The 26049-nt window shown below is 71.1% G+C and carries 23 protein-coding genes; 12 read left to right on the forward strand and 11 right to left on the reverse strand.

What is annotated here, in order from left to right; all coding sequences use genetic code 11:
• The first annotated feature begins 4 nt into the window (after positions 1-4).
• Together sufU and ADK54_RS32475 are read left to right on the forward strand one after the other, a co-directional pair.
• Positions 5-469, forward strand: coding sequence for a Fe-S cluster assembly sulfur transfer protein SufU (gene sufU / locus ADK54_RS32470; protein WP_053729357.1), 465 nt, complete (start codon positions 5-7; stop codon positions 467-469).
• Positions 466-804: a metal-sulfur cluster assembly factor gene (locus tag ADK54_RS32475; protein WP_053729358.1), complete on the forward strand. Its 339-nt coding sequence runs from the start codon at positions 466-468 to the stop codon at positions 802-804. The genes sufU and ADK54_RS32475 overlap by 4 nt, the downstream gene beginning before the upstream one ends.
• Before the next feature lie 58 nt (positions 805-862).
• Here ADK54_RS32475 and ADK54_RS46395 read toward each other — a convergent pair whose 3' ends face one another.
• Together ADK54_RS46395 and ADK54_RS32480 are read right to left on the reverse strand one after the other, a co-directional pair.
• Positions 863-1021: a hypothetical protein gene (locus ADK54_RS46395; protein ID WP_159047961.1), complete on the reverse strand. Its 159-nt coding sequence runs from the start codon at positions 1019-1021 to the stop codon at positions 863-865.
• Positions 1022-1165: 144 nt separating this feature from the next.
• Positions 1166-3472 (reverse strand): hypothetical protein, encoded by a 2307-nt coding sequence (locus ADK54_RS32480; protein ID WP_159047962.1) that lies wholly within the window; start codon positions 3470-3472, stop codon positions 1166-1168.
• 403 nt (positions 3473-3875) lie between these two features.
• On the opposite strand from ADK54_RS32480, the gene ADK54_RS32485 reads away from it, so the two are divergent.
• Positions 3876-5198 (forward strand): DUF3616 domain-containing protein, encoded by a 1323-nt coding sequence (locus tag ADK54_RS32485; protein WP_234392288.1) that lies wholly within the window; start codon positions 3876-3878, stop codon positions 5196-5198.
• Between the two features lie 7 nt (positions 5199-5205).
• On the opposite strand, the gene ADK54_RS32490 is transcribed toward ADK54_RS32485, so the two are convergent.
• Complete coding sequence (locus ADK54_RS32490) at positions 5206-6231, reverse strand: glycerophosphoryl diester phosphodiesterase membrane domain-containing protein (protein WP_063802101.1); 1026 nt, start codon at positions 6229-6231, stop codon at positions 5206-5208.
• A gap of 223 nt (positions 6232-6454) precedes the next feature.
• Between ADK54_RS32490 and ADK54_RS32495 the strand changes: the two genes are divergently transcribed.
• Together ADK54_RS32495 and ADK54_RS32500 are read left to right on the forward strand one after the other, a co-directional pair.
• Positions 6455-6991 carry a TetR/AcrR family transcriptional regulator gene (locus ADK54_RS32495; protein ID WP_053729362.1) on the forward strand — a complete coding sequence of 179 codons (537 nt, stop codon included), beginning with the start codon at positions 6455-6457 and terminating at the stop codon, positions 6989-6991.
• 67 nt (positions 6992-7058) lie between these two features.
• Positions 7059-7382: a DMT family transporter gene (locus tag ADK54_RS32500; RefSeq protein WP_053729363.1), complete on the forward strand. Its 324-nt coding sequence runs from the start codon at positions 7059-7061 to the stop codon at positions 7380-7382.
• A 34-nt stretch (positions 7383-7416) separates the two neighbouring features.
• On the opposite strand, the gene ADK54_RS32505 is transcribed toward ADK54_RS32500, so the two are convergent.
• On the reverse strand, positions 7417-8298 hold the full coding sequence (locus tag ADK54_RS32505; RefSeq protein ID WP_053729364.1) for a winged helix-turn-helix transcriptional regulator: 882 nt from the start codon (positions 8296-8298) through the stop codon (positions 7417-7419).
• 115 nt (positions 8299-8413) lie between these two features.
• Here ADK54_RS32505 and ADK54_RS32510 point away from each other — a divergent pair, with 115 nt between their 5' ends.
• Together ADK54_RS32510 and dapD are read left to right on the forward strand one after the other, a co-directional pair.
• Entirely contained in the window at positions 8414-9646 is a 1233-nt protein-coding gene (locus tag ADK54_RS32510) for an MFS transporter (protein ID WP_053729365.1), read from the forward strand.
• 10 nt (positions 9647-9656) lie between these two features.
• Positions 9657-10649, forward strand: coding sequence for a 2,3,4,5-tetrahydropyridine-2,6-dicarboxylate N-succinyltransferase (gene dapD, locus ADK54_RS32515; protein ID WP_053729366.1), 993 nt, complete (start codon positions 9657-9659; stop codon positions 10647-10649).
• Positions 10650-10796: 147 nt separating this feature from the next.
• Here the strand turns inward: dapD and dapA are convergent, their stop codons facing one another.
• Together dapA and ADK54_RS32525 are read right to left on the reverse strand one after the other, a co-directional pair.
• A complete protein-coding gene (dapA, locus tag ADK54_RS32520; protein ID WP_078966794.1) occupies positions 10797-11714 on the reverse strand; it encodes a 4-hydroxy-tetrahydrodipicolinate synthase in 918 nt (305 codons plus the stop codon).
• A gap of 88 nt (positions 11715-11802) precedes the next feature.
• A complete protein-coding gene (locus ADK54_RS32525; RefSeq protein WP_053729368.1) occupies positions 11803-12246 on the reverse strand; it encodes a PPOX class F420-dependent oxidoreductase in 444 nt (147 codons plus the stop codon).
• Between the two features lie 67 nt (positions 12247-12313).
• On the opposite strand from ADK54_RS32525, the gene ADK54_RS32530 reads away from it, so the two are divergent.
• The gene (locus ADK54_RS32530; RefSeq protein WP_234392289.1) at positions 12314-12754 is read left to right on the forward strand and encodes a MarR family winged helix-turn-helix transcriptional regulator; all 441 of its coding nucleotides are present in this window, start codon (positions 12314-12316) and stop codon (positions 12752-12754) included.
• A 44-nt stretch (positions 12755-12798) separates the two neighbouring features.
• Here the strand turns inward: ADK54_RS32530 and ADK54_RS32535 are convergent, their stop codons facing one another.
• Positions 12799-14634 carry an endonuclease/exonuclease/phosphatase family protein gene (locus tag ADK54_RS32535; RefSeq protein ID WP_053729369.1) on the reverse strand — a complete coding sequence of 612 codons (1836 nt, stop codon included), beginning with the start codon at positions 14632-14634 and terminating at the stop codon, positions 12799-12801.
• 333 nt (positions 14635-14967) lie between these two features.
• On the opposite strand from ADK54_RS32535, the gene ADK54_RS32540 reads away from it, so the two are divergent.
• Both ADK54_RS32540 and ADK54_RS32545 read left to right on the forward strand, forming a co-directional pair.
• Entirely contained in the window at positions 14968-16434 is a 1467-nt protein-coding gene (locus ADK54_RS32540; protein ID WP_053729370.1) for a hypothetical protein, read from the forward strand.
• Positions 16435-16756: 322 nt separating this feature from the next.
• A complete protein-coding gene (locus ADK54_RS32545; protein WP_053729371.1) occupies positions 16757-18334 on the forward strand; it encodes a TROVE domain-containing protein in 1578 nt (525 codons plus the stop codon).
• Between the two features lie 78 nt (positions 18335-18412).
• Here ADK54_RS32545 and ADK54_RS32550 read toward each other — a convergent pair whose 3' ends face one another.
• From ADK54_RS32550 to ADK54_RS32565, 4 genes are all read right to left on the reverse strand, one after another.
• On the reverse strand, positions 18413-19180 hold the full coding sequence (locus ADK54_RS32550) for an SDR family NAD(P)-dependent oxidoreductase (RefSeq protein ID WP_053729372.1): 768 nt from the start codon (positions 19178-19180) through the stop codon (positions 18413-18415).
• Positions 19181-19290: 110 nt separating this feature from the next.
• Complete coding sequence (locus ADK54_RS32555) at positions 19291-20508, reverse strand: beta-ketoacyl-[acyl-carrier-protein] synthase family protein (protein WP_053729373.1); 1218 nt, start codon at positions 20506-20508, stop codon at positions 19291-19293.
• A 175-nt stretch (positions 20509-20683) separates the two neighbouring features.
• Positions 20684-21883: a TerD family protein gene (locus ADK54_RS32560; RefSeq protein ID WP_053729374.1), complete on the reverse strand. Its 1200-nt coding sequence runs from the start codon at positions 21881-21883 to the stop codon at positions 20684-20686.
• A gap of 84 nt (positions 21884-21967) precedes the next feature.
• Positions 21968-22780, reverse strand: a complete 813-nt coding sequence (locus tag ADK54_RS32565) for an NAD-dependent epimerase/dehydratase family protein (RefSeq protein WP_053729375.1) — start codon at positions 22778-22780, stop codon at positions 21968-21970.
• Between the two features lie 277 nt (positions 22781-23057).
• On the opposite strand from ADK54_RS32565, the gene ADK54_RS32570 reads away from it, so the two are divergent.
• Both ADK54_RS32570 and ADK54_RS32575 read left to right on the forward strand, forming a co-directional pair.
• Positions 23058-24068 (forward strand): 5-dehydro-4-deoxyglucarate dehydratase, encoded by a 1011-nt coding sequence (locus tag ADK54_RS32570; protein ID WP_053729376.1) that lies wholly within the window; start codon positions 23058-23060, stop codon positions 24066-24068.
• Positions 24065-25207, forward strand: coding sequence for a hypothetical protein (locus ADK54_RS32575; RefSeq protein WP_053729377.1), 1143 nt, complete (start codon positions 24065-24067; stop codon positions 25205-25207). The genes ADK54_RS32570 and ADK54_RS32575 overlap by 4 nt, the downstream gene beginning before the upstream one ends.
• The last annotated feature ends 842 nt before the right edge of the window (positions 25208-26049 follow it).

Below are 26049 nucleotides of genomic sequence, written 5' to 3' on the forward strand. Positions count from 1 at the left end.
CGACGTGAAGCTTGATTCGATGTACCAGGACGTCATCCTGGACCACTACAAGCACCCGCACGGCCGGGGCTTGCGGGACGGTGACGCCGAGGTGCACCACGTGAACCCGACGTGCGGCGACGAGATCACTCTCCGGGTGAAGTACGACGGTTCGCGGATCGAGGACGTCTCGTACGAGGGCCAGGGCTGCTCCATCAGCCAGGCCAGCGCCTCGGTCCTGAACGACCTGCTGGTCGGCAAGGAGCTGGAAGAGGCTCGTCAGATCCAGGAGACGTTCCTGACCCTGATGCAGTCCAAGGGCCAGCTGGAGCCCGACGACGCGATGGAGGAGGTCCTGGAGGACGCGGTGGCCTTCGCCGGCGTCTCCAAGTACCCCGCCCGCGTGAAGTGTGCTCTGCTGAGCTGGATGGCCTGGAAGGACGCGACGGCCCAGGCTCTGGGCGAGCTCGCCGAAAGGAAGACGGCATGACCGAGAACGCACAGGCGGCGATCAAGCCGGCGACCGAAGAAGAGATCCGCGAGGCCCTGTACGACGTCGTCGACCCCGAGCTGGGCATCGACGTCGTCAACCTCGGCCTCATTTACGGCATCCACATCGACGACTCCAACGTCGTCACGCTGGACATGACCCTGACGTCGGCGGCCTGCCCGCTGACCGATGTGATCGAGGACCAGGCGAAGTCCGCGACCGACGGCATCGCCAACGAGCTGAAGATCAACTGGGTCTGGATGCCGCCGTGGGGCCCGGACAAGATCACGGACGACGGCCGCGAACAGCTGCGCGCGCTGGGCTTCAACGTCTGAGCCCCGCTTGCCAGTTGAGGCCCCCGGCACCGATGGTGCCGGGGGCTTTTCGTCGTTCCTAGCGGCGCCGTTTGACGGCATCCGCGAAGACGCGGAAGGCGGCAACACGCTGGCTGCCACGCAGGCCTCGCAGCGTTGCGAGGTGGCCGATGAGCAAGGTGATGATCACCATCAGTGGCACGCCGGCCAGCAACAAGAGCTCATGAGCGAGGGGCATGGAACCGAACCTTCCCGTAGGGAGCTGATCGCTTGGGCCCTACGCAACCGCCTGTCGGGCACACTTGCGACAGTCCGGTCGGCGAGGGTCGGCTGACAGGCAGGTCAGGATCGGTGGGCGGGATTTCCCGGCGGGACGCGAGCCCTATCGGCGAAAGCCTCGTTCCGGGTCGCGCGCTTTGTTCGAGCGGAAGGGTTCAAACCAGTCCTCCGCTTCCAGGTTGGCGATGCCGAGGTGCTGGTTCACGAAGTTGTCGGAGTCTTCGATTCCCTGTGACCACGGCTCGTACAGGAACAGCACGTCGGTGTCCTCCAGGAGTACGTCCAGGCAGAGGTCCCAGTCCCAGTCGTCGTGGTGCGCGGGGATGTCCTCCACCCATGGGGCAACGAGTTCGGGCTCGTCGGTCACCATGCTCGAGGCATGTTGGACAGCGATGTGCAGAGCCATCTCCTCGCCCGTGCACGTGGGGGTGGGCCACTTCCCCGCCCCGATGTCGGAGGCCAGATCGTCGAAGCAGCGTACGAATTGACGACGCCAACGGGCATCCATGCGCCAGGTCAGTACCGGCAGATCGCTGAAGATGAAGGCGTACTTCTCCCTCAGGTTGATCCGCCGGTCCCCGATCTCCTCCAGCTGGTCATAAGCCATGTCTGCCGCGATTTCGAGTGCGGCCTGAAGAACATGGAGAGTGCGGCCGGACGGGCCGTAGTAGCGGTCTCCGTCCCAATCCTCTTCCTCGTCCTCGAAATCGCTGACGGGGGCTGCCGGCGGTTGGAGTTCCTCCGGTATCGGGCTGCTGTGCACTCTTGGCTCGTTGTAGTAGGACTGCGAGACTTCGTCCCCGGCCTCGGCTGCCTTCCAGTACCAGTCGCTCGCCGCCTCCCTGTCTTGACCGCGGAAGTGGAGGTTGCCCATGAGCCGCAGAGCCAGGACATCGCCGGCATCGATCGCCAGCTGAAGCCACCTGGCAGCCTCTTGCCTGTCACTGCGTTCGCAGAGAAGGCCCAAGGTGCGCAGTGCGTCGACGTCTCTGACCTCCGTAAGTGGCAGCAGGGCTCGTCGCCCCACGTCCATGCGGTCGTTGGCATGAGCGGCCAGGGCTACGCTGAAGCGTTGGTGCCTCCGGGAGCCGAGTGACAGCGCTCTCTCCCAGATACGTTCGGGGATCAGCTCGGGCGACGGTCCTCGATCCCGAAGATGAGCGTCGAGAAGATAGTCGAATGCTCGAAGCCCGTCGCCTTCGGGGATCAGCAGCCTCGTCATGGCGTCACGGGGGCGGCTGGCCCAGGACAGTGCTTCGTCAAAGGGCTCGGGGCCGATCAGCTGCTTGTTGCGGCCCGGGAGGTACTCCTCGTGCAACTCCTTGAGCAGGTCTAGGGGAAGGGGCTCGATCAGTCCGGCCAAGGACAGGTCGATGGCGGCCCACACCAGGGCGGCTCCCCGCGGGTTGCCGTTCACGACCGAGGCGCCGCACAACTCCCGCCACAGCTGTGGGCCCGTGGCCAGTGTTTCCGCGACCCCGAAATCTTCGGCCTGGTCGAGGGCCAGGCGGAGTCGTTGGTCACGGTTGGACCGTAGCTGTTCCCGGGCGCGTTGCAGCTCCTGCGGGGACCACAGCCGAGGGACCTCGAACTCCTCAGCGAGTCGGATGAGTTCGTTGGACGGGAGGTCCTGGCGGATCCGGGAGCGCATCGTGCCGAGGATCACGGTTCCTGCCGAGCGCAAGACCCGTATGTCGTGGAGGCTCAGGCCGCCGAGCCCGAGGAACTGCTCCATGTCGTTGAGCCAGAGAACACATCGGGTGCCGGCCCTGTCGGCACGGACGGCTTCTGTGACAGCGTCCGGGATCTCCGTCACGTGACGTGGAACGATCAGCAAGTGGTCGGGAAGCACCGAGGTCATAGCCTCGTAGGCGCAGCGGGTCTTGCCCGCCGTTGAGGCTCCCACCAGCAGTAGCACGCCTCCGCCGTCACTGATTCGGGAGAGCGCTGTCCGAACCGGCGCGTCGATGTCACGGGGGACGTAGTCCGGTACGGCATTCCCGGTCCCTGTTGTACGCGCCCGGTGCACCTTGAGTTCGAGCGGGTCCGCGTCGCGCACGAACAGTGTTGCGATTCGTGCCGACTGCGTTGGGGGTGGCGTGTCCTTCGCTTCTTTGTAGAGGCGCTTCCAGTGTTGACGATCGAACTTCCCACGCGGAAGGGCGGCGGCCTCTTCCAGGGCAGTGAGGAACGATTCCAGGACGGACCATTCGGCTGGAATCCTGCCGCCCTTCTTCCAAGCACTGATCGTCGAGGTGCTCAACGTCGGAAGTTTTCCCCCTTTGGAGGCCCTGGCGATGCTCGCCAGCGTGGGCTTCGCCTTGCCCTCACGCGCCGATTCGGCGAGGACGCTCGCCACGGCACGGGCGAATTCCGCCCGAGTGTCGGCGTCGAATGCAGTGTGCTCCATGCTGCGATGGTGCCTGACAGCACTGACAATCAGCCTGAACCGCTTGTCACTCGTGGGTCAGGGCGCACTGGGCGCATGCCCATTTTCATGGATCACCTCGTGGTGGACGCCCACGACCTCCCCGCCTTTGCCCGCTTCTGGTGCCGACTCCTCGACTGGAAGGTCTTGTTCGAGGACCCGGGGGGGGCGTCATCGGAGCGGGCGGGACGGCGTATCCGGGGATGTGCCTCTGATCGGCTGACGTTCGCCTGTCGTACGGATTTCGTACGCCTCCCATTGGCGGGGTGACCGGAACCTACTCGACGACACCCGCCGACGAGAGGCCAGCCCCGTGCCGCATCACCCATCGCTCCGCCGTGCCAGGACCCTTGCCGCCGCGTCCGGAGTGCTCACGCTGGCCGTCATGGGACTCAACTGCCCGGCGCAGGCGGCGAGTTACGGGACGCCGACCATCGGGCTCTCGGCCTCCTACCTGTCGGGGGCCGTCGGCGCCACGGGGGATCCGGTGGTCACGGTCACCGTCGGGCAGAGCGGGGCCGGCGCCTCGGCGCTCACCGTGGCCGCCTCCGCCAGCACGAAGTCGTCCGTCGCCGGGACCGGGGACGTTGTCGTGAGCGGGAGCGGGGCCAGTCGGCAGCTGAGCGTCGCCGCGCACGCTCGTGGCTACACCGACCTCACCATCAAGGTCACCGGGCTCGGTGGGAAGACCGCCACCAAGACGCTGCACTACGCCGCCTCGGCCGCCGTGCACAACGCCGCCGACACCCGCTACTTCACCGGCTCCAGCGACGCCTCGGCGGCCGTGGACGTGGGCGGCGGGTACGTGGTCGTCGCCGACGACGAGTCCAACACGCTGCGGATGTACGACCGTTCGGCCTCCGGCGCGCCCGTGAAGACCTGGGACTTCAGCTCCCAGCTCGGGGTGTCCAAGGAGATCGACATCGAGGGCGCGGCCCGCGTCGGCAACACGATCTACTGGACCGGCTCGCTCGGCAACAACAAGGACGGCGAGTACAAGGCCGACCGGAACACCGTCTTCACGACCACCGTGAGCGGGTCGGGAGCGAGTACTCAGCTCGCGCTCGGCGGCTCGTACAAGAAGCTGCGGGACGACCTCGTCGCCTGGGACCACGCCAACGGCGACCGGTACGGGTTCACCGCCGCCACCGCCTCGGGCCAGGTGCCCAAGCAGATCGACGGGTTCAACGTGGAGGGCCTGGAGTTCGCGCCCGGCTCCACCAGCACCGCCTACGTCGGGTTCCGGGCGCCGCTCGTGCCGCCGAAGACCGGCGGCAAGGCGCTGATCGTGCCCGTCACCAACTTCGACAAGGTGGTGGGCAGCGGGGCGAAGGCCGTCATGGGCACGCCCATCGAGCTCGACCTCGGCGGGCTCAGCATCCGCGACATCCGCAAGAACGCGGCCGACCAGTACCTGATCGTCGCCGGATCCTGGGCCGCGGACGACAACTCCGACCCGTACGCGGTCTACTCGTGGGACGGCGTCGCCGGGCACGCCCCCGTCAAGCGGGCCGACCTGCCGACCAGCGACCCGGGCGGCTGGGAGGCAGTCGTCGATGTGCCCGACCTGAACCAGGCGGGCGCCCGGGCCCAGTTCATCACCGACGACGGGTCCGCCGACCTCTACGGCGACGGCACCGAGGCCAAGGACCTCACCCACCCCGAGTGGAAGAAGTCCCGGGCCACGTGGTTCACCGTCACCAACTGATCCGGCGCTACCAGGTGCCCACCGGCGGGGCACCCACCGGTGGGACACCGGCCGCGTCGGCCAGCGCCGGGGCGAGGTTCTCGCGGCGGATGCGCTGGTCGACGTAGAGCAGGCCGGTGGCGAGCTGGGGCAGGGTGGTCGACAGGAACTGGCTGATCACCGTGCCGATCAGGTAGAGCACCGCCATGATGACGATGGCCGTGATCTTGGGGGCGACCGCGTCGTCGCTGGACAGGGCCAGCGGCATGGCCGCGAAGAGCCCGCCGTAGGTGAACGGTATCTGGACGAAGTAGCCGATCACCCCGCTGATCATGCCGACGAGGAGCAGGCTGCCGAAGGTCCGCCACCAGGCGTCCTTCACCAGGCGGGCCGAGCGGCGCAGCGCCTCGACGGGCCGCTGGTTCTCCAGGACCGCGGCCGCCGGCGCGAAGCCGAAGCGGATCCACAGCCAGATGCTGACCGGGACAAGGGCGAGGAAGACGACCACGAAGACCGCGATCAGCGCGGGCGGCGGCTCGTGGTGCGAGCTCGACAGGATCGTCACCAGCATCAGCGTCACGAACAGGAGCAGCGCGCCGATCATGGCCGCCCACTGGATCGCCAGCGCGCCGAGCACGGCAGGGAACCGGGACCAGGCCTTGCGCCACACCGGGCCGAACGTGGTGCGCCGGCCGAGGACCGCGTCCTGGAGCACGGCCGGGACGGCCGCGTACACCATCGCCATCGCGACGAGCCACATGGTGATCGCGACGACGAACACGACGAAGCCGGCGATCACCACCGGCTGCACGTCGGCGCGGACCGGGTCCACTCCGTGGGGCTGGTCGAAGACGGGGTCGAGGTGGTCGTGCACGGCGGCCAACGCGATCGCGACGGTGCCGCCGACGGCCAGCGCGGCGATCCCGTACGCGACGAGGGCCACGCCGAAGAGCTGCTTCCAGTGGCGGCCCAGGGCCGAGAAGGCCCCGCCGAGTATGTCGCCGAGCGTCAGCGGCCCGAGCGGAATCACGCCCGGCTTGGGCGGCGGCGGCATCCAGCCACCGCCCCAGCCGGGCCCCCACCCCGGCGGCGGTCCGGGAGGCCCGCCCTGGGCACCCGGGCCCCACCCCATGTCCTGCGTCACGGCAACCTCGCACTTCCCGTACGTTTCCGCACGTCCCGTCCCCTGATCGATCAGCTTTACCGTAGCCCGCACGGCCCACGGGTACGGTCGGGGGCATGCTCTGTGACCAGGCCGGAACAACCGGAAGCCGCTGATGGCCCGCCGTTACGACCCCGACCGGCGCCGGCGCATCATCGACGCGGCGATCCGGGTCGTCGCCGAGCGCGGCATCGCGGGGCTCAGCCACCGCACGGTCGCCGCCGAGGCCGATGTGCCGCTGGGCTCGACCACCTACCACTTCAAGACACTCGACGAGCTGCTCGTCGCGGCCCTGCGCCAGGCCAACGAGGGCTTCGCCACGGCGGTGCGCGACTGTGTGCGGCTGGAGGACCCCGACGCGGATCTGGCCGTCGAACTGGCTCGGCTGATGGGCGAGTGGCTGACCGGGGACCGGGCCCGCGCCGAGCTGGAGTACGAGCTCTACCTCGCGGCCCTGCGCCGCCCGGCCCTTCGCCCGGTCGCCGCCGAGTGGACCGACTCGGTCGCCGAACTGCTCGCCCGGCACACCGACCCGGTCACCGCGCGCGGACTCGTCGCCGCGATGGACGGCATCTGCCTCCAGGCCCTGCTCACCGGCGGCGCGTACGACGAGCGGTACGCGCGGGACCTGCTGGGCAGGCTGCTGCGGTAAGGGCTGGGGCAGATCGCGGCCACCGCGTTATGTACGGGCGTACGCATCCCCGGATATCCTGGTCCGCATGCCCTACGTCCTGCTCGCCTGTGCCATCGGCTCGGAGATCGCCGCCACTTCCGCGCTGAAGTACAGCGAGGGCTTCACCAGGCTCTGGCCCTCGCTGATCACCGGCGTCGGCTACCTGCTCGCCTTCTTCCTGCTGTCGCTGACGCTGAGGTCCATGTCGGTGGGCACCGCGTACGCGATCTGGTCCGGCGTGGGCACGGCCGTCATCGCCGCCGTCGGCATGCTGTTCATGGGGGAGGCGATGACCGCCGCCAAGATCGCCGGGATCGCCCTCGTCATCGGCGGAGTGGTGCTGCTCAACCTCGGCGGCACGGCGCACTGAACGCGGGTTCAGGCACCGGCTCGTGAGCGCGGGTTCAGGCGCCCGCCCGGAGCACCGCCGCGAGCGCGGCTCGCACGCTCGCCTCGATGTCGGTGATCGGATAGAGCGCCTCGATCACCGTACGGTCCCGGTCGACCACCAGGGTCAGCCGCTTGAGCCGGCTCACCCCCGCCGTGCGGAAGGTCGGCAGGCGCAGCGCCGCCGTCAGGTCGAGCCCGGCGTCCGAGAGCAGCGAGAAGCGCAGCGCCTCCTTGTCGGCGAACGCCCGCTGCTCGTCCGGGCGTTGGGTGGAGACGCCGTGCACGGTGGCTCCCGCGTCCGTGAAGTCGGCCAGCTGGTCGCGGAAGGTGCAGGACTCCAGGGTGCAGCCGCGCGCGCCGGGAATCCCGGCCCAGCCGGGCGGGTACGACTCGGCGCGGGCGTAGGCGCCGGGGAAGCAGTACAGGACCGTGTACGGCGTGGACGCGGCGACCGGGTCCCTCAACTCGCCGTCGAAATCGGTCAGTTGAAGATCCGGGACGCGGGTCCCGATCAGCTCGCGGACCCGCTCGGTCTCGCCTGACGTCTCAGTCGAGGTGGCCATGGTCTCTCCTTCCCCCAGCACCCAGGTGTCTCCCCAGTCCTGGAGTGCGATCAGTACGGGCAGCAGGGCGCGGCCGCGCGGGGTGAGCCGGTACTCGTGGCGCACCGGGCGCTCCTGGTACGGCTCGCGCACCAGGACCCCGCACTCCACGAGCAGCTTCAGGCGTTCGGCGAGGACCTTGCGGGACATGCCGAGCTCCCGCTGGAGCGCGTCGAACCGGTGCACGCCGCGGGCCGCGTCGCGCACGATCAGGAGGGTCCACCAGTCGCCCACCACGTCCAGGGCCTGGGCGATGGCGCAGTGTTCGTCGTCCAGTCGGGTGCGTTGGGGCATGGGCCCATCCTCTCGCGATGCAGGCAGGTCAACCGACCCCCGTCCGGTTGACCTGCCGGGACCATGCTGCCATAGTCCGTTCCCATAAGGAACTCACTTGATTTCGGGGGGCCGAGTGAAGACACTGCGCGAGGTGCCGAGGACGGTTCGACTGCTGTGCTGCGGCATCTTCTTCAACGCGGTCGTCAGCTTCACCTTCATCTATCTCTTCGTATGGCTGACCGGACCGCGTGGGCTCACCGTCGCCCAGGCCGGGGTGATCAGCGGCATCGGCGGCGTCGGCCTGGTGGCCGGGAACTTCACGGGTGGCTGGTTCGGTGACCGCCACGGCCACCGCCGGGCTCTGCTCGCCGGCGCCGCCGTCAGCGGCAGCGTGCTGTGCGTCATCGCGCTGCTCCCGGTCGCCGCGCTGTACGCGGCGCTGCCGCTCGCGCAGTACGCCTCCGGAGTGGTCAGGTCCGCGAACTCCGCGCTCGTCGCGGTCAGCGTCCCCGAAGGCAGCCGCCGCCAGGGCTTCGCCGTCATGCGCTTCGCGAGCAACGCGGGATTCACCGTCGGGCCGCCGCTGGGCGCGTTGGTCGCGGCCCGGTTCTCGTACGGCTGGCTCTTCGTCGCCGACGGCATCGGCACTCTGCTCTTCGCGGCGTACGCCTCGCGGGTGCTGCCCGCCCACGGCGCCGTCCAGTCGCCCCGGCCGCGCGCCGCCGACGCGCCCAGCCTCCGCCGCGAACTGCGGGCCCGGCCGGCCGTGCTCGTGCTGCTCGCCGCGATCGTCTGTGTCGACCTCGTCTACCGTCAGCAGTACTCCACCCTGCCCGTCTTCCTCGGCGACCACGGCCTCGATGCCCGGGTGTACGGCTGGCTCATCGCCATCAACGGCGGCGTCATCCTCTGCCTCGAACTCCCGGCCGCGCACGCGCTGCGCCGACGGGCCCCGCTCTGTGTGGTCGGCTCGGGGCTGCTTCTGGTCGGCCTCGGGTACGCGGCACTCGTGCCCAGCGCCTCGCTCGGCGCGGCCGTCGCCCTGATGGTGTTCCTCACCCTCGGCGAGATCCTCTACAAGACCACGGCCACCGCGTACGTCGCCGACCAGGCGCCCGCCCATGCCCAGGGGCGATTCCAGAGCCTGTACGCGGGCGCCTCCATCAGCGGACAGGTGCTGGCCCCGCCGCTCGGCGGCGCCCTCTACGCCTTGGCCCCCGGGCTGCTCTGGCCGCTGTGCGCGGCGCTCGCCGCACTGGCCGGTCTCGCGGTGCTGTGGGCGCGGCGGCTGCCGGGTGCGCCGGCCGGGGCGGACACGGGACCGTCACTTGAGACCGGTTCGCCGCGGCGGGCCGCGGCCGGTTAGGTTTTGGGGCATGACCGACACGACTACTGCTACGACCGGCGCCGCGGCCGCCGGCCTCGCCACCATCGCCGCCGACGGCACCATCCTGGACACCTGGTTCCCCGCCCCCGAGCTCGTGACCGTCGCCGAGCCCGGCCCCGCCGGCACCGAGCGCCTCTCCGCCGAGCGCGCCGCCGAACTCCTCGGCGCGGGTGCCCTCAAGGCCGTCGGCGCCGACGAGCGCCGCGGGGTCGAGGTCGTCGCCGTCCGTACGGTCATCGCCTCCCTCGACGACAAGCCCCTGGACGCGCACGACGCCTACCTGCGCCTGCACCTCCTCTCGCACCGGCTCGTCAAGCCGCACGGCCAGAACCTGGACGGCCTCTTCGGGCTGCTCTCCAACGTGGCGTGGACATCGCTGGGCCCGGTCGCGGTGGACGACGTCGAGAGGGTGCGCCTGAACGCCCGCGCCGAGGGGCTGCACCTCCAGGTGACGTCCATCGACAAGTTCCCGCGCATGACGGACTACGTCGCGCCCAAGGGCGTACGCATCGCCGACGCCGACCGGGTGCGCCTGGGCGCCCACCTCGCCGAGGGCACCACGGTCATGCACGAGGGCTTCGTGAACTTCAACGCGGGCACGCTCGGCACGTCCATGGTCGAGGGCCGCATCTCTGCCGGCGTCGTCGTCGGCGACGGCTCCGACATCGGCGGCGGCGCGTCCACCATGGGCACGCTGTCCGGCGGCGGCAACGTCCGCATCGTCATCGGCGAGCGGTGCCTGGTCGGCGCCGAGGCGGGCGTGGGGATCGCGCTGGGCGACGAGTGCGTCGTCGAGGCGGGTCTTTACGTCACGGCCGGCACGCGGGTGACGATGCCGGACGGGCAGATCGTCAAGGCCCGGGAGCTGTCGGGGGCGTCCAACATCCTGTTCCGGCGGAACTCGGTGACCGGCGCGGTCGAGGCTCGGCCGAACAATGCGGTGTGGGGCGGGCTGAACGAGGTCCTGCACGCGCACAACTAGCCGGGGTCGCCCGGCAGCCCGGGGTCCGGGGGCGCCGCCCCCGGACCCCCGGCGGTTTGCCCACCCTCCCGCCCGTGCAAGGGGTTGGATGAGCTGAGCCCTGGGGCTGCGCCCCAGACCCCATTCGCGCCTTGAGGGCGCTCGTCCTCAAACGCCGGACGGGCCAAAGATGCCCATGTGGGCCAGCGCATCCCGCGCCGCCCGCAAGCGGGACACCTCGTCCGGGCCCGCCGGCTGCAAGGGCGCCCGCACCGGGTAGCCCAGCAGGGCCTTCGCCGTCACCGTGCCCGGCAGGCCCGACGTCATCATCAACTCCGTCAGGGGGGTGGCGAGTTGGTTGAGGCGGGCCGCCTCGGTGACGGCCCCCGCGTCGTGCGCGTCGAGGACCGCCCTCAGCTCGCGCGGCGCCACGTTCGCCACCGTGCTCACATAGCCCGCCCCGCCCACCGCGTACAGCGGAAGGTTCAGCTCCTCCGCGCCCGAGTAGTACGCCAGCGACGTACCGCCGATGACCTTGGTCGAGCCGAGCAGGTCGTACGCGCAGTCCTTCACCGCCACGATCCGCTCGTGCTCCGCGAGCCGCAGCATCGTCGCGACCTCGATGCGCGTGCCCGTGCGGACCGGGATGTCGTACAGCATCACCGGCAGCGCGGTCGCATCGGCCACCGTGCGGAAGTGGGCCTCGACGGCGGACTGCGGGGGCCGGCTGTAGTACGGGGTCACCACCAACAGGCCGTCCGCGCCCGCCCGTTCGGCCTCCCGGGCCAGTGCGACGGTGTGCGCGGTGGAGGCGCTGCCCACCCCCGCCACGACCGCCGCCCGGTCGCCGACCGCCTCCACCACCGCCCGTACGAGCGCGGTCTTCTCCTCGTCGGAGGTCGTCGGCGACTCCCCGGTCGTGCCGTTCAGGACCAGGCCGTCGCACCCGTTGTCGACCAGGTGCGCGGCCAGCTTCTGCGCGGCCGGGAGGTCCAGCTCGTACGACTGAGTGAACGGCGTGACCATGGCGCACAGGGCGCGTCCGAAGGGGCGGAAGGGAGAGTGGAGTGGGCTTGATGTCGTCATGCGACAGTTTTGCCCGGGCCGAGAGTTAACGTCTACTTAGAGTTTGTGGCGACTCGCCGTAGTGCTGCTGAATCAATAAGTCGGCCCGTCACTGCGAAGTGGTGTGCTCCGGGCGTACGACCAGGACGACCCGGTGCTCGGCGTCGCCCACCGGGGCCTCGTACTCAAGCCCGTACCGCTTGGCCAGGACGTCGAAGAACGCGCCCGTCGGGTCCGGCTCGATGCGCTCGACCGTGCCCCGGACCTCCAGGTAGCGGTAGGGCTGGTCGGGGTCGTTGACCGAGACGGAGACCCTGGGGTCCGCGGTGACGTTCTTGCACTTGCGGCGGGTGGTGGTCGTGGTGAAGCGCAGGAACTCGCCGTCCCATTCCTGCCAGACGGGGTTGACGTGAGGGGTGCCGTCCGGGCCCTTGGTGGCGAGGTGCACGAAGAGGGGGCGGGTCAGCAGATCGGCGTGGCCGGCCGGGACAACGGGTTCGTTGATCGCGGTGGCGGCGGCGCCGTTCGGGCTCGTCTTCTTCGATGTCGTCATGGCGCTGAACGTTATCAATGTATTGATGATGCGCAAGCTTTTTATGGGTGCGTCGTATTCTCGAAGCATGACCATGCCGCCCGAGGAGCGCCTCGGCTTCGACATCAAGCGCGCCGAGCAGGAGCTGATCGCCGCGAAGAGCGCGGCGGTGAAGGTGGCCGGGCTCACCGTGCCGCAGTACGCGGCGCTGTTCGGGCTCTCCGGCGCGCCCGGCATCTCGGCCGCCGCGCTGGCCCGGGCCTGCCTGGTCACCCCGCAGGCCATGAACGTCGTACTGAAGAACCTCGAAGAGCGCGGCCTGGTTGAACGCACCCCGCACCCCTGGCACCGCAACGTCCTGGAGACCCGGCTCACCGACGAGGGGGCTGCGGCACTGGCCGCCGCCGACGAACGGGCGGTGGCCATCGAGCGCCGCATCGAGCGTGAATTCACCGCAGAGGAGCGGGAGTTGCTCCGTTCGCTGCTCGGCCGGGCCGTCGCCGCGATCCGGAGCGACGGTACCGAGTGAGCCGGCCGGGGTGAGGTCCGCCTCCCCGGCCGGCCCGGCGGCCGCTACGGGTGGAAGCGGATGATCTGCGGGTCGTGGTCGCTGGTCTGGTTCGCGAACTCCGCGTTGATGTGCACGCTGTCGTAGTCGAAGTCCCGGATGGCGGGGCTGGTCAGGACCTGGTCGAGGACCTGGGTGTTGCCCTGGTAGACGTAGGAGTAGCGCTCCTTCTTCGGCAGGGTGCGGTAGGCAGAGCGCAGCGCGCCGCCGTCCTCCAGGGCCTTGGTCGTGCCCGAGAAGTCGAAGTCGTTGATGTCGCCGACGGCCAGCACGTCCGCGTGCTTGTCGGCCGCGAGCAGCTGCTTCACGAAGGCGTTGACGGCCTGCGCCTGCTGGAGCCGCTTGGCCTCCGAGGAGCGCGGCACCGGCTGGTGCTGCGAGACCAGGCTCTCGTCGCCGCCCTTCGACGCGAAGTGGTTCGCGATCACGAACACGGTCTTGCCCTTGAAGACGAACTCGCCGGCCAGCGGCTTGCGGCTGTCCGTCCACGCCGCGTTCGCCGGGTCGATCCGGCCGGGCGAGAGGGTGAGCGCCGGGTGGCCCTTGGTGCCGGTGACGCCGACGGCGGTCTTGTAGTCGCCGCCGGGACGGTCGGTGAAGGAGACGCGGGCCGGGTTGAAGAGGAAGCCCTGGCGGATGTTGCCGCCGGGCTCGCCGCCGTCCTTGTTGTTCTCCGGGTCGATCGAGCGCCACTGGTAAGCAGGGCCGCCCGCCAGGGCGATCGCGTCCGTGAACTTCTTCACGGTCGCCGAGGCGTCCACCGTGCCGTCGTTCTTCGCGCCGTTGTTGTCCTGGATCTCCTCCAGGGCCACGATGTCCGGCGAGGCGAGGTTGGTCACCACGCCCTGAGCCAGCGCGTCGAACTTCGACTGCGGGTCGCTCGGGTCCAGGTTCTCGACGTTGTACGTGGCGACCGCCAGCTCGCCCGTGCGCTGCTTGCGGGTGACCTCGCGCTTGAGACCGTTGTCCTTGACCGTGCCGAGCGTGCGCGCGGTGATCGTATAGCCGCCGAACTGGTTGAAGTCCAGCGGGCCTTCGGTGGTCCCGGTCAGGGTGTCGCCCACGTTCGCGGTGGGGAAGGCCTGCTGCGCGGTCGGGATCAGGCTCTGGATCTGGAGGCGGCCGGTGTTCTGGTCGTTGTACGAGGAGTAGAGCGAGCCGCCGCGCGGGGTCCGGTTCTCCTGCGGCTTCACCGTGACCCACAGCTCGGAATACGGGTCCGTGGCGCCGACCACCCGCGAGGTGCCGATGCGGACGTTCATGCCCTCCAGGGACTCGTAGTAGTCCGTGGCGTACTTCTTCGGCTGGAGGGTCAGGCCGTTGACGCTGCCCGCGGCCGCCGGGTCGCCGTTCGGCGTGTAGCGGTCGGGCACCGAGCGGGCCGTGATGACGACCGGCGCGGGCACCGCGTTGCCCGAGGAGACGACCGTGACGGTCGGCTTCGAGAGCTCGGTCACCGACTGGTTGCCGGAGGCCGGGCCGCCGGGCACGTACTCGGTCACGGTGGCGGAGACGCTCACCGCGTCGCCCACCGCGACGGTCGGGTTCGAGCCGGTGAAGACGAAGACGCCCTCGCTGGTGGCGGGGTTCTTGTCGGGCGCCGTGTCCTGGAACCAGAAGCCCTTGGAGGAGCCGTAGGCGCGCACGCCGGTGACGACGCCGGTCACGCCCGTGACCTGCTGGCCGGCCAGCGGGGATATCCGGGTGGTGCCCTGGATGTCATGGATCTTCGCCTGCACGGGGGCGGCGGGGGCCGCCTGCGAGGAAGCGGCGCAGACCAGGCCGGCGGCGAGTGCGGTGGCGACCACGGCGGACACGGCGGCGGTTCTGGGAACGGGCATTCAGGTACTCCGGAGGTGATGAGGGACGGAGATGAGAGAAACGTGCGTGCGGCGGTGCGGTTCTACGCGCGTCAATCTCTTGTCTGGGGTGGGGAGTTGTCAAGACTTCCCGGGTGGACGAAAACTGACGGGTACATGAACCCCCGGGGATGGGGCGCGGCCGACGCCGGGGGCGCGCCGCGGTGGAGCCGGGGGAAGCGGGGGCGGGCGCCGGGTGCGCACGACCGGCGCAGCGAAACCCGGTGAAATGCGTCTACGCTGGGTGCCGCTCAACCATCGCTGACCCAGCGCGACCCAGAGCGCCCAGACCGTACGGCCGAGGAGTACCCCCAGATGTCCGGAGACCGCCCCACCCTGCCGCCGGTACGGCTGAACTCCGAGGCGGAGCTGGCCCGGGACGCGCTGTCCGCCCCGCTGCTCGCCCGCGCGGTGCGGCTGGCCCGCTGGGCCGGGCCCGACACGCGGGTCGGCGCGGGCGGCGAACTCGTCGAGGAGCAGCTGCCCGCGGCCGCCGCCGAACTCGGCCTGGGCGACGACCAGGACGGCCCGGCGTACGCGAGCGAGGCCTGGCGGGTCGCGGTCGACACCGGCCTCGTCGACATCGAGGACGCCCCCGAGACGCCGAACTCCGCGGGTGAGGACGACGAGGACGCCGAGGGCACCGCCTCGCCCGGCGACAACCTCTCCGTGCTCACCTCCGGCTCGCCGCACGACGTGCTGGCCCTCTGGCTCGACGCCTTCGACGTCGTCTTCGCGGACGCCACCGCCCCGATGATCGACGACTTCGCCGACCTGGTCGGCGAGGACGGCGAGATCGACTTCGACCGCCTCGAATGGGACCCCGAGGAGGAGGCCGACTTCCTGGAGGGCGTCCTCGGCAACCTGTACCTGCTCACCGTCAGCGAGGGCGGCACCCCGGAGGGGCCGGTGCCGCTGCCCGCGCTCGCCGCCTCGATGATCGTCCCCGACGACATGGGCGAGCCCACCGACGACATCCTGGAGCAGGTCTCCGACGCGATGATGCGCCTCGACGACCAGTTCCGGCTCCTGGAGCCGATCGGCCTGGTCGAGTACGAGCCCGTCGACGAGGCCCTGATGGCCGAGGTCGGGGACGAGCCCGCCCCGCCGGTCGACGACGAGGACGTCTCCCGCTACGGCATGGTCCGCCTCACCCCGCTCGGCCTCTACGGCGTGCGTGCCCGGATGCTGGAGGCCGGCGTGGACGCCCCGGCCGTCGGCGACCTGGCCGACAAGGGCGCCGACGCGCTGCTCGACGGCATCGCCTTCTTCCCCGAGCTCTCGGCCCGCGCCGAGACCGAGCAGTGGCTCGCGCGGCGCGAACCGGCGGAGGCGGCAAGGGAGTTGCTCACCGCGGCCCGGGGCGGCGACGAGGGCGGCCCGCTGCGCCGGCTGCACTGCCAGCAGGCCCTCGCCCTGACCGGCGCCTTGGCCGAACCCGCCGTGCGCGAGGTGCTGCCCGACCCGGAACTGGGCGGTCTCGCCCGGGTCTGGCTCGCCGAGCGCGGCGCCCCCGACGTGCCGCCGCCGTCCGAAGCGATGATCTTCTGGCTGGCCATCGACACCATCGCCGCGCAGCTGGCGGTGGAGGGCGATCTGGAGGAGCTCCAGGAGCTCGTCGAGGGCCTGGTCGGCCAGCACAGCGGGTTCTTCGACGCGGCCTGGCGGGTGGAGCACCCCGCGACCGCCGACGTCCTGGAGGCGATGGGCCGCCTCCACCCGGACAAGTCCACGGCGAAGGAGGCCCGCAAGGCCGCCTTCAAGGCCCGCTCCCGCGCCTGATCCCTCACCGCACTCCATCCGCCCGGGGGCCGCACGGCCCCCGGGCGGCGGCATGTCCGACACTCCGTCACTTCTCCAACTGCGGCTGAAGGGCGGCCAGTCGAAGCCATGACCTCCTGCCGGGCCACGTAGCCCCCCGCGAAAATGCTTGGCGTGCCGTCCGGGCCGCCGCCTAAGGTCGAACTCGTCCGGACGCGCAGGCAGGACCTGCTTCCGCGGCACCCACACCTCATCAGTTCGTGCACCTCCCGGTGCGCAGGCAACGGCTCCTTCTTCCACGACAGCGCCGTCGCCGACATTCGATCTCGGGAGGCCATTCACCATGGCTCGGTTCAACCTGCGCGCCACCAAGGCGCGTACCACCTCGCCCGTGGCGTCCACCGGCGCCACCGCCCACACCCACGAGAGCGGCCCCGGCCACCTGCGGGACGCCCGGTCCGAGCTCTTCCTGCTCGCGGTCGCCAACTTCGTTTCCCAGCAGACCTTCTACGAGACCGGCGAGGCCCGCGACGACCGGTTCGCGGCGCTCGTGCGGAAGCTCGCCGTCGAGGACGCCGAGTGGACCGCGGGCCTGCTCGGCTGGCTGCGCGGCGAGGGCGGGATGCGTACCGCCTCGATCGTCGGCGCCGCCGAGTACGTCAAGGCGCGCCTCGACGCGGGCGCCGCGACCGGCCCGTCGAACCGGCAGGTCGTCGCCTCGGTGCTGCTCCGCCCGGACGAGCCCGGCGAACTCCTCGGGTACTGGACCTCGATGTACGGGCGGAACGTGCCCAAGCCCGTGAAGCGCGGGATCGCCGATGCCGTACGCCGCCTCTACAGCGGGAAGTCGCTGCTCAAGTACGACACCGCCTCGAAGGGGTACCGCTTCGGCGACATCCTCAACCTGGTGCACGCGGCGCCCGACCCGGCCAAGCCGTGGCAGGGCGAGCTCTTCCGGTACGCGCTGGACCGCCGGCACAACCCCGACACCGCGGTGCCGCCGGCCGGCGACCGGGTGCTGGCCGCGCACCGCGAGCTGATGGCGCTGCCGGTCGAGGAGCGGCGCGCGGTCGTGCTCGCTCCGGACGGGGCGGAGCGGCTGGCAGCCGCGGGCCTGACCTGGGAGGCGCTCGCGGGCTGGCTGCAGGGGCCGATGGACAAGGAGGCCTGGGAGGCGGTCATCCCGTCGATGGGCCCGATGGCCCTGGTGCGCAACCTGCGCAACTTCGACGAGGCGGGCGTCTCGGACGAGGTGGCGGCCGAGGTCGGCGCGAAGATATCGGACCCCGAAGTCGTCGCGAAGTCCCGGCAGTTCCCGTTCCGCTACCTGGCCGCGTACCAGCACGCGCCGTCGCTGCGCTGGTCGTACCCGCTGGAGAAGGCGCTCGGCCACTCGCTGGCCAATGTGCCCGCGCTCGGCGGCCGCACCCTGATCCTGGTCGACCGCTCGGGCTCGATGTGGTCGCCGCTCTCGGACCGCTCGAAGCTCAACCGGGCGGACGCGGCCGCGATCTTCGGTACGGCGCTCGCGCTGCGGGCCGCGGACGCGGACCTCGTGGAGTTCGGTACCGACAGCGCTCGGGTGAAGTACAGGGCGGGGGAGTCCGTCCTGAAGATCCTGGAGCGCTTCGGCGACCTGGGCGGCACCAACACCGCGGAGGCGGTCCGTAAGCACTACCGCCGCCACGACCGGGTGCTGATCGTGACGGACGAGCAGGCCTCGTACCACTACGGCGGCGACCCGACGGCGCTGGTTCCGGCGGACGTGCCGGTCTACACCTGGAACCTCGCGGGGTACCGGGTGGGGCACGGCCCGTCGGGCACGGACAACCGCCACGTGTTCGCGGGCCTGACGGACGCGGCGTTCCGCATGGTGCCGCTGCTTGAGGCGGGCCGCTCGGTCAACTGGCCGTGGCTGTAGGACTGAGAGCCCGGGTCCCATTCCGGTGGCCCCCTGATCGCTTGATCGGGGGGCCACCGGGCTGTGTGCGGCGCCGCCTCAAGTCCGCAGGTGGGACGCCCCGTTGAGGTCGAGCACCGCGCCCGACGACCACTGGGCGAGCGGCGAGGCGAGCCAGCGCACCGCCTCCGCGATCTCCTCGGCGGAGGCGACCCGCCCGAACGGCGACTGCGCCCGGATCGCCTCGCCCTCCGCTCCGCCGAGCCGCCCCGCGACGCGCTCCGTCTCGAAGAACCCGGGCGCGACCGAGGCGACACCGATCCCGTACGGGGCCAGCGACACCGCGAGCGACTGGCCGAGCGCGTGCACCGCCGCCTTGGTCGCCCCGTAGGCGGGGTGGTCGGGCTCCCCGCGGAAGGCGCCGCGCGAGCCGATGTTCACGATCCGCCCGCCGGTGCCCTGCGCGATCATCCGGGACGCCGCGAGATGGCTGAGGTTGGCGGTGGCGAGGAGGTTCACGCTCACGTGCCGCTGCCACAGCTCGGCCCACTGCTCGTACGGGGTGTCGGCGAGGGGATGGGGGAGGTTCACGGCCGCGTTGTTCACCAGGACGTCGATGCCGCCGAGCGCGCCGGCGGCGGCATCGGCGACGCGACGGGCCCCGGCGGGGTCGGTGAGATCGCCGCCGACCAGCGCGTGGCCCGACCCCTTCAGCGAGTCGAGAGTCTCGCGGGCCTCCTCCTCCCGGGACCCGAAGTGCACGGCCACGCGGTCCCCCTGGGCCGCGAACGCCTGGGCGACGGCGCGGCCGAGCCCCCGGGAGGCTCCGCTGACGAGGACACGGCGATCGGTGGCCGACAGATTCATGAACTCTCCCCGGGGTCACGGCGGTTGCACTGCCGTTTGGCTGCACTGCTGTTTATACGTGGTCACCCGTGGCGGGCGCTCGGCGGTGTCCCCGGGGTTCTCACAGGCTCTCAGGCCCGCCCGAGCACCAGGCTCACGTTGTGCCCGCCGAACCCGAAGGAGTTGGCGAGCGCCGCGTCCCAGGAGCCCTTGCGGTTCTCGCCCGCGGCCACGTCGAGCCGGACCGCCGGGTCGAGGTGGTCCAGGTTGCGGGTCGCGGGCACGATGCCGTCGCGCAGCGCGAGCAGCGCCGCGATCGCCCCCACCGCGCCGGACGCGCCCAGCATGTGGCCGGTCATCGACTTGGTGGCGGTGACCACCGGGTGCGTGCCGATGGCCTTGGCCACCGCCTCCGCCTCGGCGAGGTCGCCCGACGGCGTGGAGGTGGCGTGCGCGTGCACCACGCCGATGTCGGCGGGGCCCAACCCGGCGTCCCGCAGCGCCGATTCGACGGCCCGTACCTGGCCGGCCACGTCCGAGGCCGTGATGTGGTCCGCGCTGGACGTGACGGCCGCCCCGGCAACCGACCCGTACACCCGCGCTCCCCGGGCCCGCGCGAACTCGGCCCGCTCCAGGACGACCATCCCCGCGCCCTCGCCCATCACGAAGCCGCTGCGGTCCCTGTCGAACGGCCGGGACACCGACGCCGGGTCCGCGTCTTCGGTCGACAGCGCCTTCATCTGCGCGAACGCGGCGATCGTGAACGGGTGCAGACAGGCTTCGGTGCCGCCGGCCACCACCACATCGGCCCGGCCCAAGCGGATCAGGTCCAGGCCCATCGCGATGGCCTCGGCGCCCGACGCGCAGGCGCTGACCGGCGTGCGGGCGCCGCCCTGCGCGCCGAGCTCCATGGACACCCAGGCGGCGGGCCCGTTCGGCATGAGCATCGGCACGGCGTACGGGGAGAGCCGCCGGGCACCGCTCTGCTCGAAGGTGTCGTCCTGGCCCAGGGTGGTCAGCACGCCGCCGGTGCCGGTGCCGATCACCACGGCGAGCCGCTCGGGAGCGACCTCCGGGGTGCCCGCGTCCTGCCAGGCCTCGCGGGAGCTGATCATCGCGAGTTGTTCACAACGGTCAAGCTTGCGTGCCTCGACCCGGTCGAGCAGCGAGCGGGGGTCCACACAGAGCCCGGCGGCCACCCGGACCGGCAGGTCGGCCGCCCACTCCTCCTCGATCAGGCCCGCCCCGGACGTACCGGCCAGCATCCCGGCCCAGGTGGTCGCGGTGTCGGCGCCGAGCGGGGTGATCGCGCCGAGCCCGGTGACGAGTACTTCTCCAAGATCGCTCATGCTCCGACTCTGCCAGGGGAGGTGGCTCCGCGCGAATGGTAGGGAGGCAGCGATTTGTCCCGGGGGTGTTGTGGGGTTCCGACAGGGCGGTCGCGCGAGTGGGGCAGGGGGGCGCATGAGAGGAGGGCGGCGGGGCCCGTGACCCCGCCGCCCTCACACACCAGTGGTGGGCGCGCTACAGCGCCTCGGCCCCCGGCTTGACCATGCCGCGGGCGGTGCGGGACTTCACGAACGAGCCGAGCGCCGTCATCTCCCACTCGCCGGAGAACTGCTTGATGAGCTTGGCCATCATGACCCCGGTCTGCGGCTCGGCCCCGGTCAGGTCGAAGCGCACCAGCTCCTCGCCGCTCGCCGCGTCGATCAGGCGGCAGTACGCCTTGGCGACCTCGGTGAACTTCTGGCCGGAGAAGGAGTTGACGGTGAAGACCAGGCCGGTGGCCTCGGCGGGGATGCGGCCGAGGTCGACCACGATCACCTCGTCGTCGCCCGCGCCCTCGCCCGTCAGGTTGTCGCCGGAGTGCTTGATCGCGCCGTTCAGGATGGAGAGCTTGCCGAAGTAGCAGCTGTCCAGGTGGTTGCGCTGCGGGCCGTACGCGATCACCGACGCGTCCAGGTCGATGTCCTTGCCGCGGAACGCGGGCTCCCAGCCGAGGCCCATCTTGACCTGGGAGAGCAGCGGGCGGCCGCCCTTGACCAGCGAGACCGTCTGGTTCTTCTGGAGGCTGACCCGGCCCTTGTCCAGGTTGATCTTCCCGCTGCTCGCGGGGGCGGGCGCGGGCGCGGCCGGTGCTGCGGGGGCCGCCGGGGCCGGGGCGGCGAGGCGCGGGTCGGCCGGCGGGGCGGACGGCATCGGGGGCGCGGCGGCCGGTGCCGCGGGCTCCTCGACCGAGACGCCGAAGTCCGTGGCGATCCCCGCCAGGCCGTTGGCGTATCCCTGGCCCACCGCGCGGGCCTTCCACGCGCCGCCGCGCAGGTAGATCTCCATGACCACCAGGGCCGTCTCGACGCCGAGACCGGGCGGGGTGAAGGAGGCGATCACGCCGCCGTCGCCGTCGCGCAGGGTGGCCGTGGGCTCGATGCCCTGGAAGCTCTGGCCCGCCGCGTCCGGGCTCGCGGTCACCACGATCTTCTCGATGCCGGGCGGCACGGCGGCGGTGTCCACGACGATCGCGTCGGGCGCGGTGCCGCCGCCGGGGCGGTAGGTCACACCGGGGCCCTGCGGCTGGTTGTAGAAGATGAAGTCGTCGTCCGAGCGCACCTTGCCGTCGGCGGTGAGCAGCAGGCCCGAGACGTCGAGCCGTACGGGAGCGGTCACGTCCACCGTCACCCGGGTGGTCGGGAGCGGAAGGTTCGAGCCGGGGGTCATTGCGGTCATGCCCCGGAAACGAGCGGCGTCGCTTTACGGTTCCTTGAACCTCGCCCGAATGTCGGGGCCGCGTTCCGCGCGCTCCGCACCGGCTCAGTGCGGCCAGATCGGCGGGTCGGTGGTGAAGTGGCCGCCGAGGCAGGCGTGCTCGGGCTTGTCCGGGTCGAGCTCGCCCTGTTCGGCGAGCAGCTTCTCGGCGTACTGCTCGGAATCGTCCCGCGGCTCGTAACCGAGCGCCCGCGCCGAGGAAAGGTCCCACCACAGGCGGGTGTTGGCGGACGATCCGTACACCACGCTGTGCCCGACCCGCTCGGCCGTGAGCGCGGCGTGGAAGAGCCGGGCTCCGTCGCCGGGGCTCAGCCAGATCGACAGCATCCGTACGGAGGTGGGCTCCAGGAAGCAGGAACCGATGCGGACCGAGACGGTCTCCAGGCCGTGCCTGTCCCAGTAGAACTGCGCGAGGTCCTCGCCGAAGGCCTTGGAAAGCCCGTAGAAGGTGTCGGGCCGGTGCGCGGTGTCGACCGGAATCAGCGGGTCGTCCGCGCCCTGGGGGCGGGGCGTGAAGCCCACCGCGTGATTGGACGAGGCGAACACGATCCGCCGTACGCCCTCCTGGCGCGCGGCCTCGTAGAGGTTGTACGTGCCCTCGATGTTGGCCTTGAGGATCTTGTCGAAGGAGGCTTCGAGGGAGATTCCCGCGAGGTGGAGGACCGCGTCGACCCCGCGTACGGCCTCGCGCAGCGCGTCCTTGTCGGCGAGGTCGGCGGTGATCGCGTCCGGTTCACCGGGGATCGGCAGCACGTCCAGGAGCCGCAGCTCGTATCCGTACGCCGGGAGCAGCCCGCGCATCAGGGTGCCGAGCCCGCCGGCGGCGCCGGTGAGCAGGACGGTGCGGGGACCTGGCATGGGTTCTCCTCGGGGGTGCGGGGCCGTCCATGGGGACGCCGATGGAGGGGGTGACGGGTTGACGGATCACCGCATCCATAGACGTCATTCACATGTGTGGACACGCTAGGGAGCGCGGTCGGACCCCGTCAAGGGGGACGCGAAAGTGTCGAATCCGCCCGCGCGCCAAGGTCGTTCACCTTGACCGCCGCCAGGGCGCGGGCTTAGCGTGGCGCAGTTCAGAAATATAGACGACAGTCAGAATTGTGCACGACGGTCCTTGCCCAGGGAGCAGCCCGTGACCTCAGCCCCGCTCGCCGCCCGTCTCACCCACGTCAGCGGACCGCTGTTCTTCCCCGTGACCGCGTACGGGCCGGACGGCGGCCTCGACCTCGACGTCTTCCGCGTGCACGTGCGCGACGGCATCGAGGCGGGTGCCGCCGCGGTGTTCGCCTGCTGCGGCACGGGGGAGTTCCACGCCCTGACCCCGCAGGAGTTCCGGGCCTGCGTCGCCGCCGCCGTCGAGGAGAGCGCGGGCCGGGTCCCGGTGGTCGCGGGCGCCGGATACGGCACGGCCCTCGCCGTCGAGTACGCCCGCCTCGCCGAGGAGGCCGGTGCCGACGGGCTGCTCGCGATGCCGCCCTACCTCGTCGTCGCCGACCAGGCGGGCCTGCTGCGCCACTACACCGAACTGGCCGCGGCGACCTCGCTCGACGTCATCGTCTACCAGCGCGACAACGCGATCCTCACTCCCGAGACGGCCGTCGCGCTGGCCCGCGTCGACGGCGTCATCGGCTTCAAGGACGGCCTGGGCGACCTCGATCTGATGCAGCGGATCGTGAGCGCCGTACGCTCGGCGGGCCTGAGCCCGCTGTACTTCAACGGTCTGCCCACCGCGGAACTGACCGGCCTCGCCTACCGGGGCATCGGCATCACCCTGTACTCCTCCGCGGTGTTCTGCTTCGCACCGGACATCGCGCTGGCCTTCCACCGGGCCCTCGAATCCGGCGACGACGCCCTGGCCAACCGGCTCCTCGACGGCTTCTTCGTGCCGCTCGTCGAACTGCGCAACCAGGGCCGCGGGTACGCCGTTTCGCTGGTCAAGGCGGGGGTGCGGCTGGGCGGCCTGGAGGTGGGTGAGGTCCGGCCCCCGCTGAGCGAGCCGGACGCGGACCACATCAAACGGCTGGCCGCGCTGATCGAGCGGGGACGGGGGCTGTTGGCTTCGGGGGAGGACGGAGCGAGCGGAGGTGCGGCTGGTGAGTCCGGGGCTGAGGGCGAGGCCGGTCCGTCCGGGGCGGGCGCGTGAAGGCGTCCGCGTTCCTCTATCCCTGGGACGTGCTCGGCGACCCGGACGCCCCGGCCCGGATCGCGGACCTCGGGGCCAGGCAGGTGACGCTTGCCTGCGCCTACCACTCGACCCGCGCCCTCACGCCGCGCCACCCGCGCCACCGCATCGTCACGGCCGAGCACGCGGCGGTGCTGTACCCGCCCGATGAACTCGCTTGGAACGGGCGGGAGTTGAGGCCGTACCCGGCCGGGGCCTGGGCGCCGGGCGACGCGTACGGCGAGGCCGCCGAGGCGCTGGCGGGGGCCGGGCTCGACGTGCACTCCTGGGTGGTGCTCGCGCACAACTCCCGGCTGGGTGCGGAGCACCCCGGGACGTCGGTGGTCAACGCCTACGGCGACCGCTACCCCTGGGCGCCCTGCATCGCCCAGCCCCGGGTCCGCGCGTATCTCGTCGCCCTGGCGGCGGAGGCGGCGGTACGGCCCGGCGCCGGCGGCACCGAACTCGAATCCTGCGGCTGGTACGGGCTCGCTCACCTGCACGGCCACGACAAGATCGCGGGGGTGGCGCTGGACGACACCGCGGAATATCTGATGTCGCTCTGCTTCTGCGCGTTCTGTGAGCGGGGGTACGGCCAAATCGGCCTGGACGCGGGCGAGTTGAGGATACGGGTGCGAGAGGCGCTGGAGCCGGTGTGGCGGGGCGGGGCGGTGCGGGCGTCCGGTGCGGAACTGCGCGCGGGCACGCTGGAGTTCCGTACGCGGGTCGCTCGGGAGCTTCAGGAGGCGGTCGTCGCGGCGGTACGGGCCCGGGCCCGGGCGGGGTTTCGCGTGCTGCTGCACGCGGATCCGCGGCCGGAGCGGTGCGGGGCCAACGTGGGGGTCGACCCCGCGCACATCCTCGGTGTGGCCGATGGGGTGGTGGTGCCCTGTGCGGGCGGGACGGAGCTTCTCGAACCCTTTGCCGCGCGGGGCCCTTCGGGGGCTGTGATTGCCGCCAACTTCACGGTGGTGTCGGGGATGGGGGGCCGGCCGAGGGCGCTGGCGGAGGATGCGGCCCGGGCGGCGGCCCTGGGGGCGACGGAACTCCGGCTGTACCACGCGGGGTTGGCGTCGGGGGCGGACCTTGAGGCGGTGCGGAAGTCGGGGGCACTGGGGTAGCCGCCTGCGGCGCGCTTGCCCGTCCGGCAGCCGCGGGCCGACCCCGTATGGCAGGTGGACATCGCAGGCGGACGGAATGGACGGCTACGGCTCCGGCGGCGAGTTTCTGACCCCCCTTCCGCTCGACGGTGAGAGGGGAAGGGAGCACCCCTTGGGCACCCCTTGGGCAGAACGGTCGAAGGCCGTCGGCCGCACGCCGTGATCGCGCCTCGGCGGCGAAAGCGCCGAACTGATTTTGCGTGGTCCCGCCGTTATGGCGGCGAGCACCCGATGAACGCAGATGCCTAACGGTTTCACGGCCCTTGTTTCGCCTCGCCTCGATGCTTCTCGCGGCGCCCTCCCGTGGTCGGCTCGGGGAACCCAGGGGCGGAGCAAGGGGAGGGCGGGGGCATCCGGGAATGGGCGGGATCACCGCCCAAGAGGCGGAGGGGGCATTTAATCTTCCACGGGCGGGTGAAGACGAGCGTGTCCATTTGATGGGTCAGGCAGTTACAGGGGTGGCTCGAACGAGGCGTCGAGCCAGTCAAACTCCATTTCACAGCAGGGAGATCACTGTGCCAATTCTTGTCGTCCTTGGTGCTGTCGTGGGCGGGCTCCTCCACGTCGTAGGTGCCCTCCTCAAGGCCCTGCTCGGCTAGCGAGAGAGCCGGGAGAGGCGTACTCGAACCGCCTCTGTCGCCCGTTCGGGCCTGGTGACGAGCCGGGGCAACTCAGGGCAGGGTCCGGCACCCGCACCGCATCGCCGCCCCGGTACGAGCCGACTCGGCCCGCACCGGGGCGGAGCCGTGAAATCGGCGAGACGGAGTCATGCCGGAATTCCGCAGACTTCGGAGTCGAGCCCT

Source organism: Streptomyces sp. WM6378 (assembly GCF_001279695.1).
In the GTDB taxonomy this organism is placed as follows: domain Bacteria; phylum Actinomycetota; class Actinomycetes; order Streptomycetales; family Streptomycetaceae; genus Streptomyces.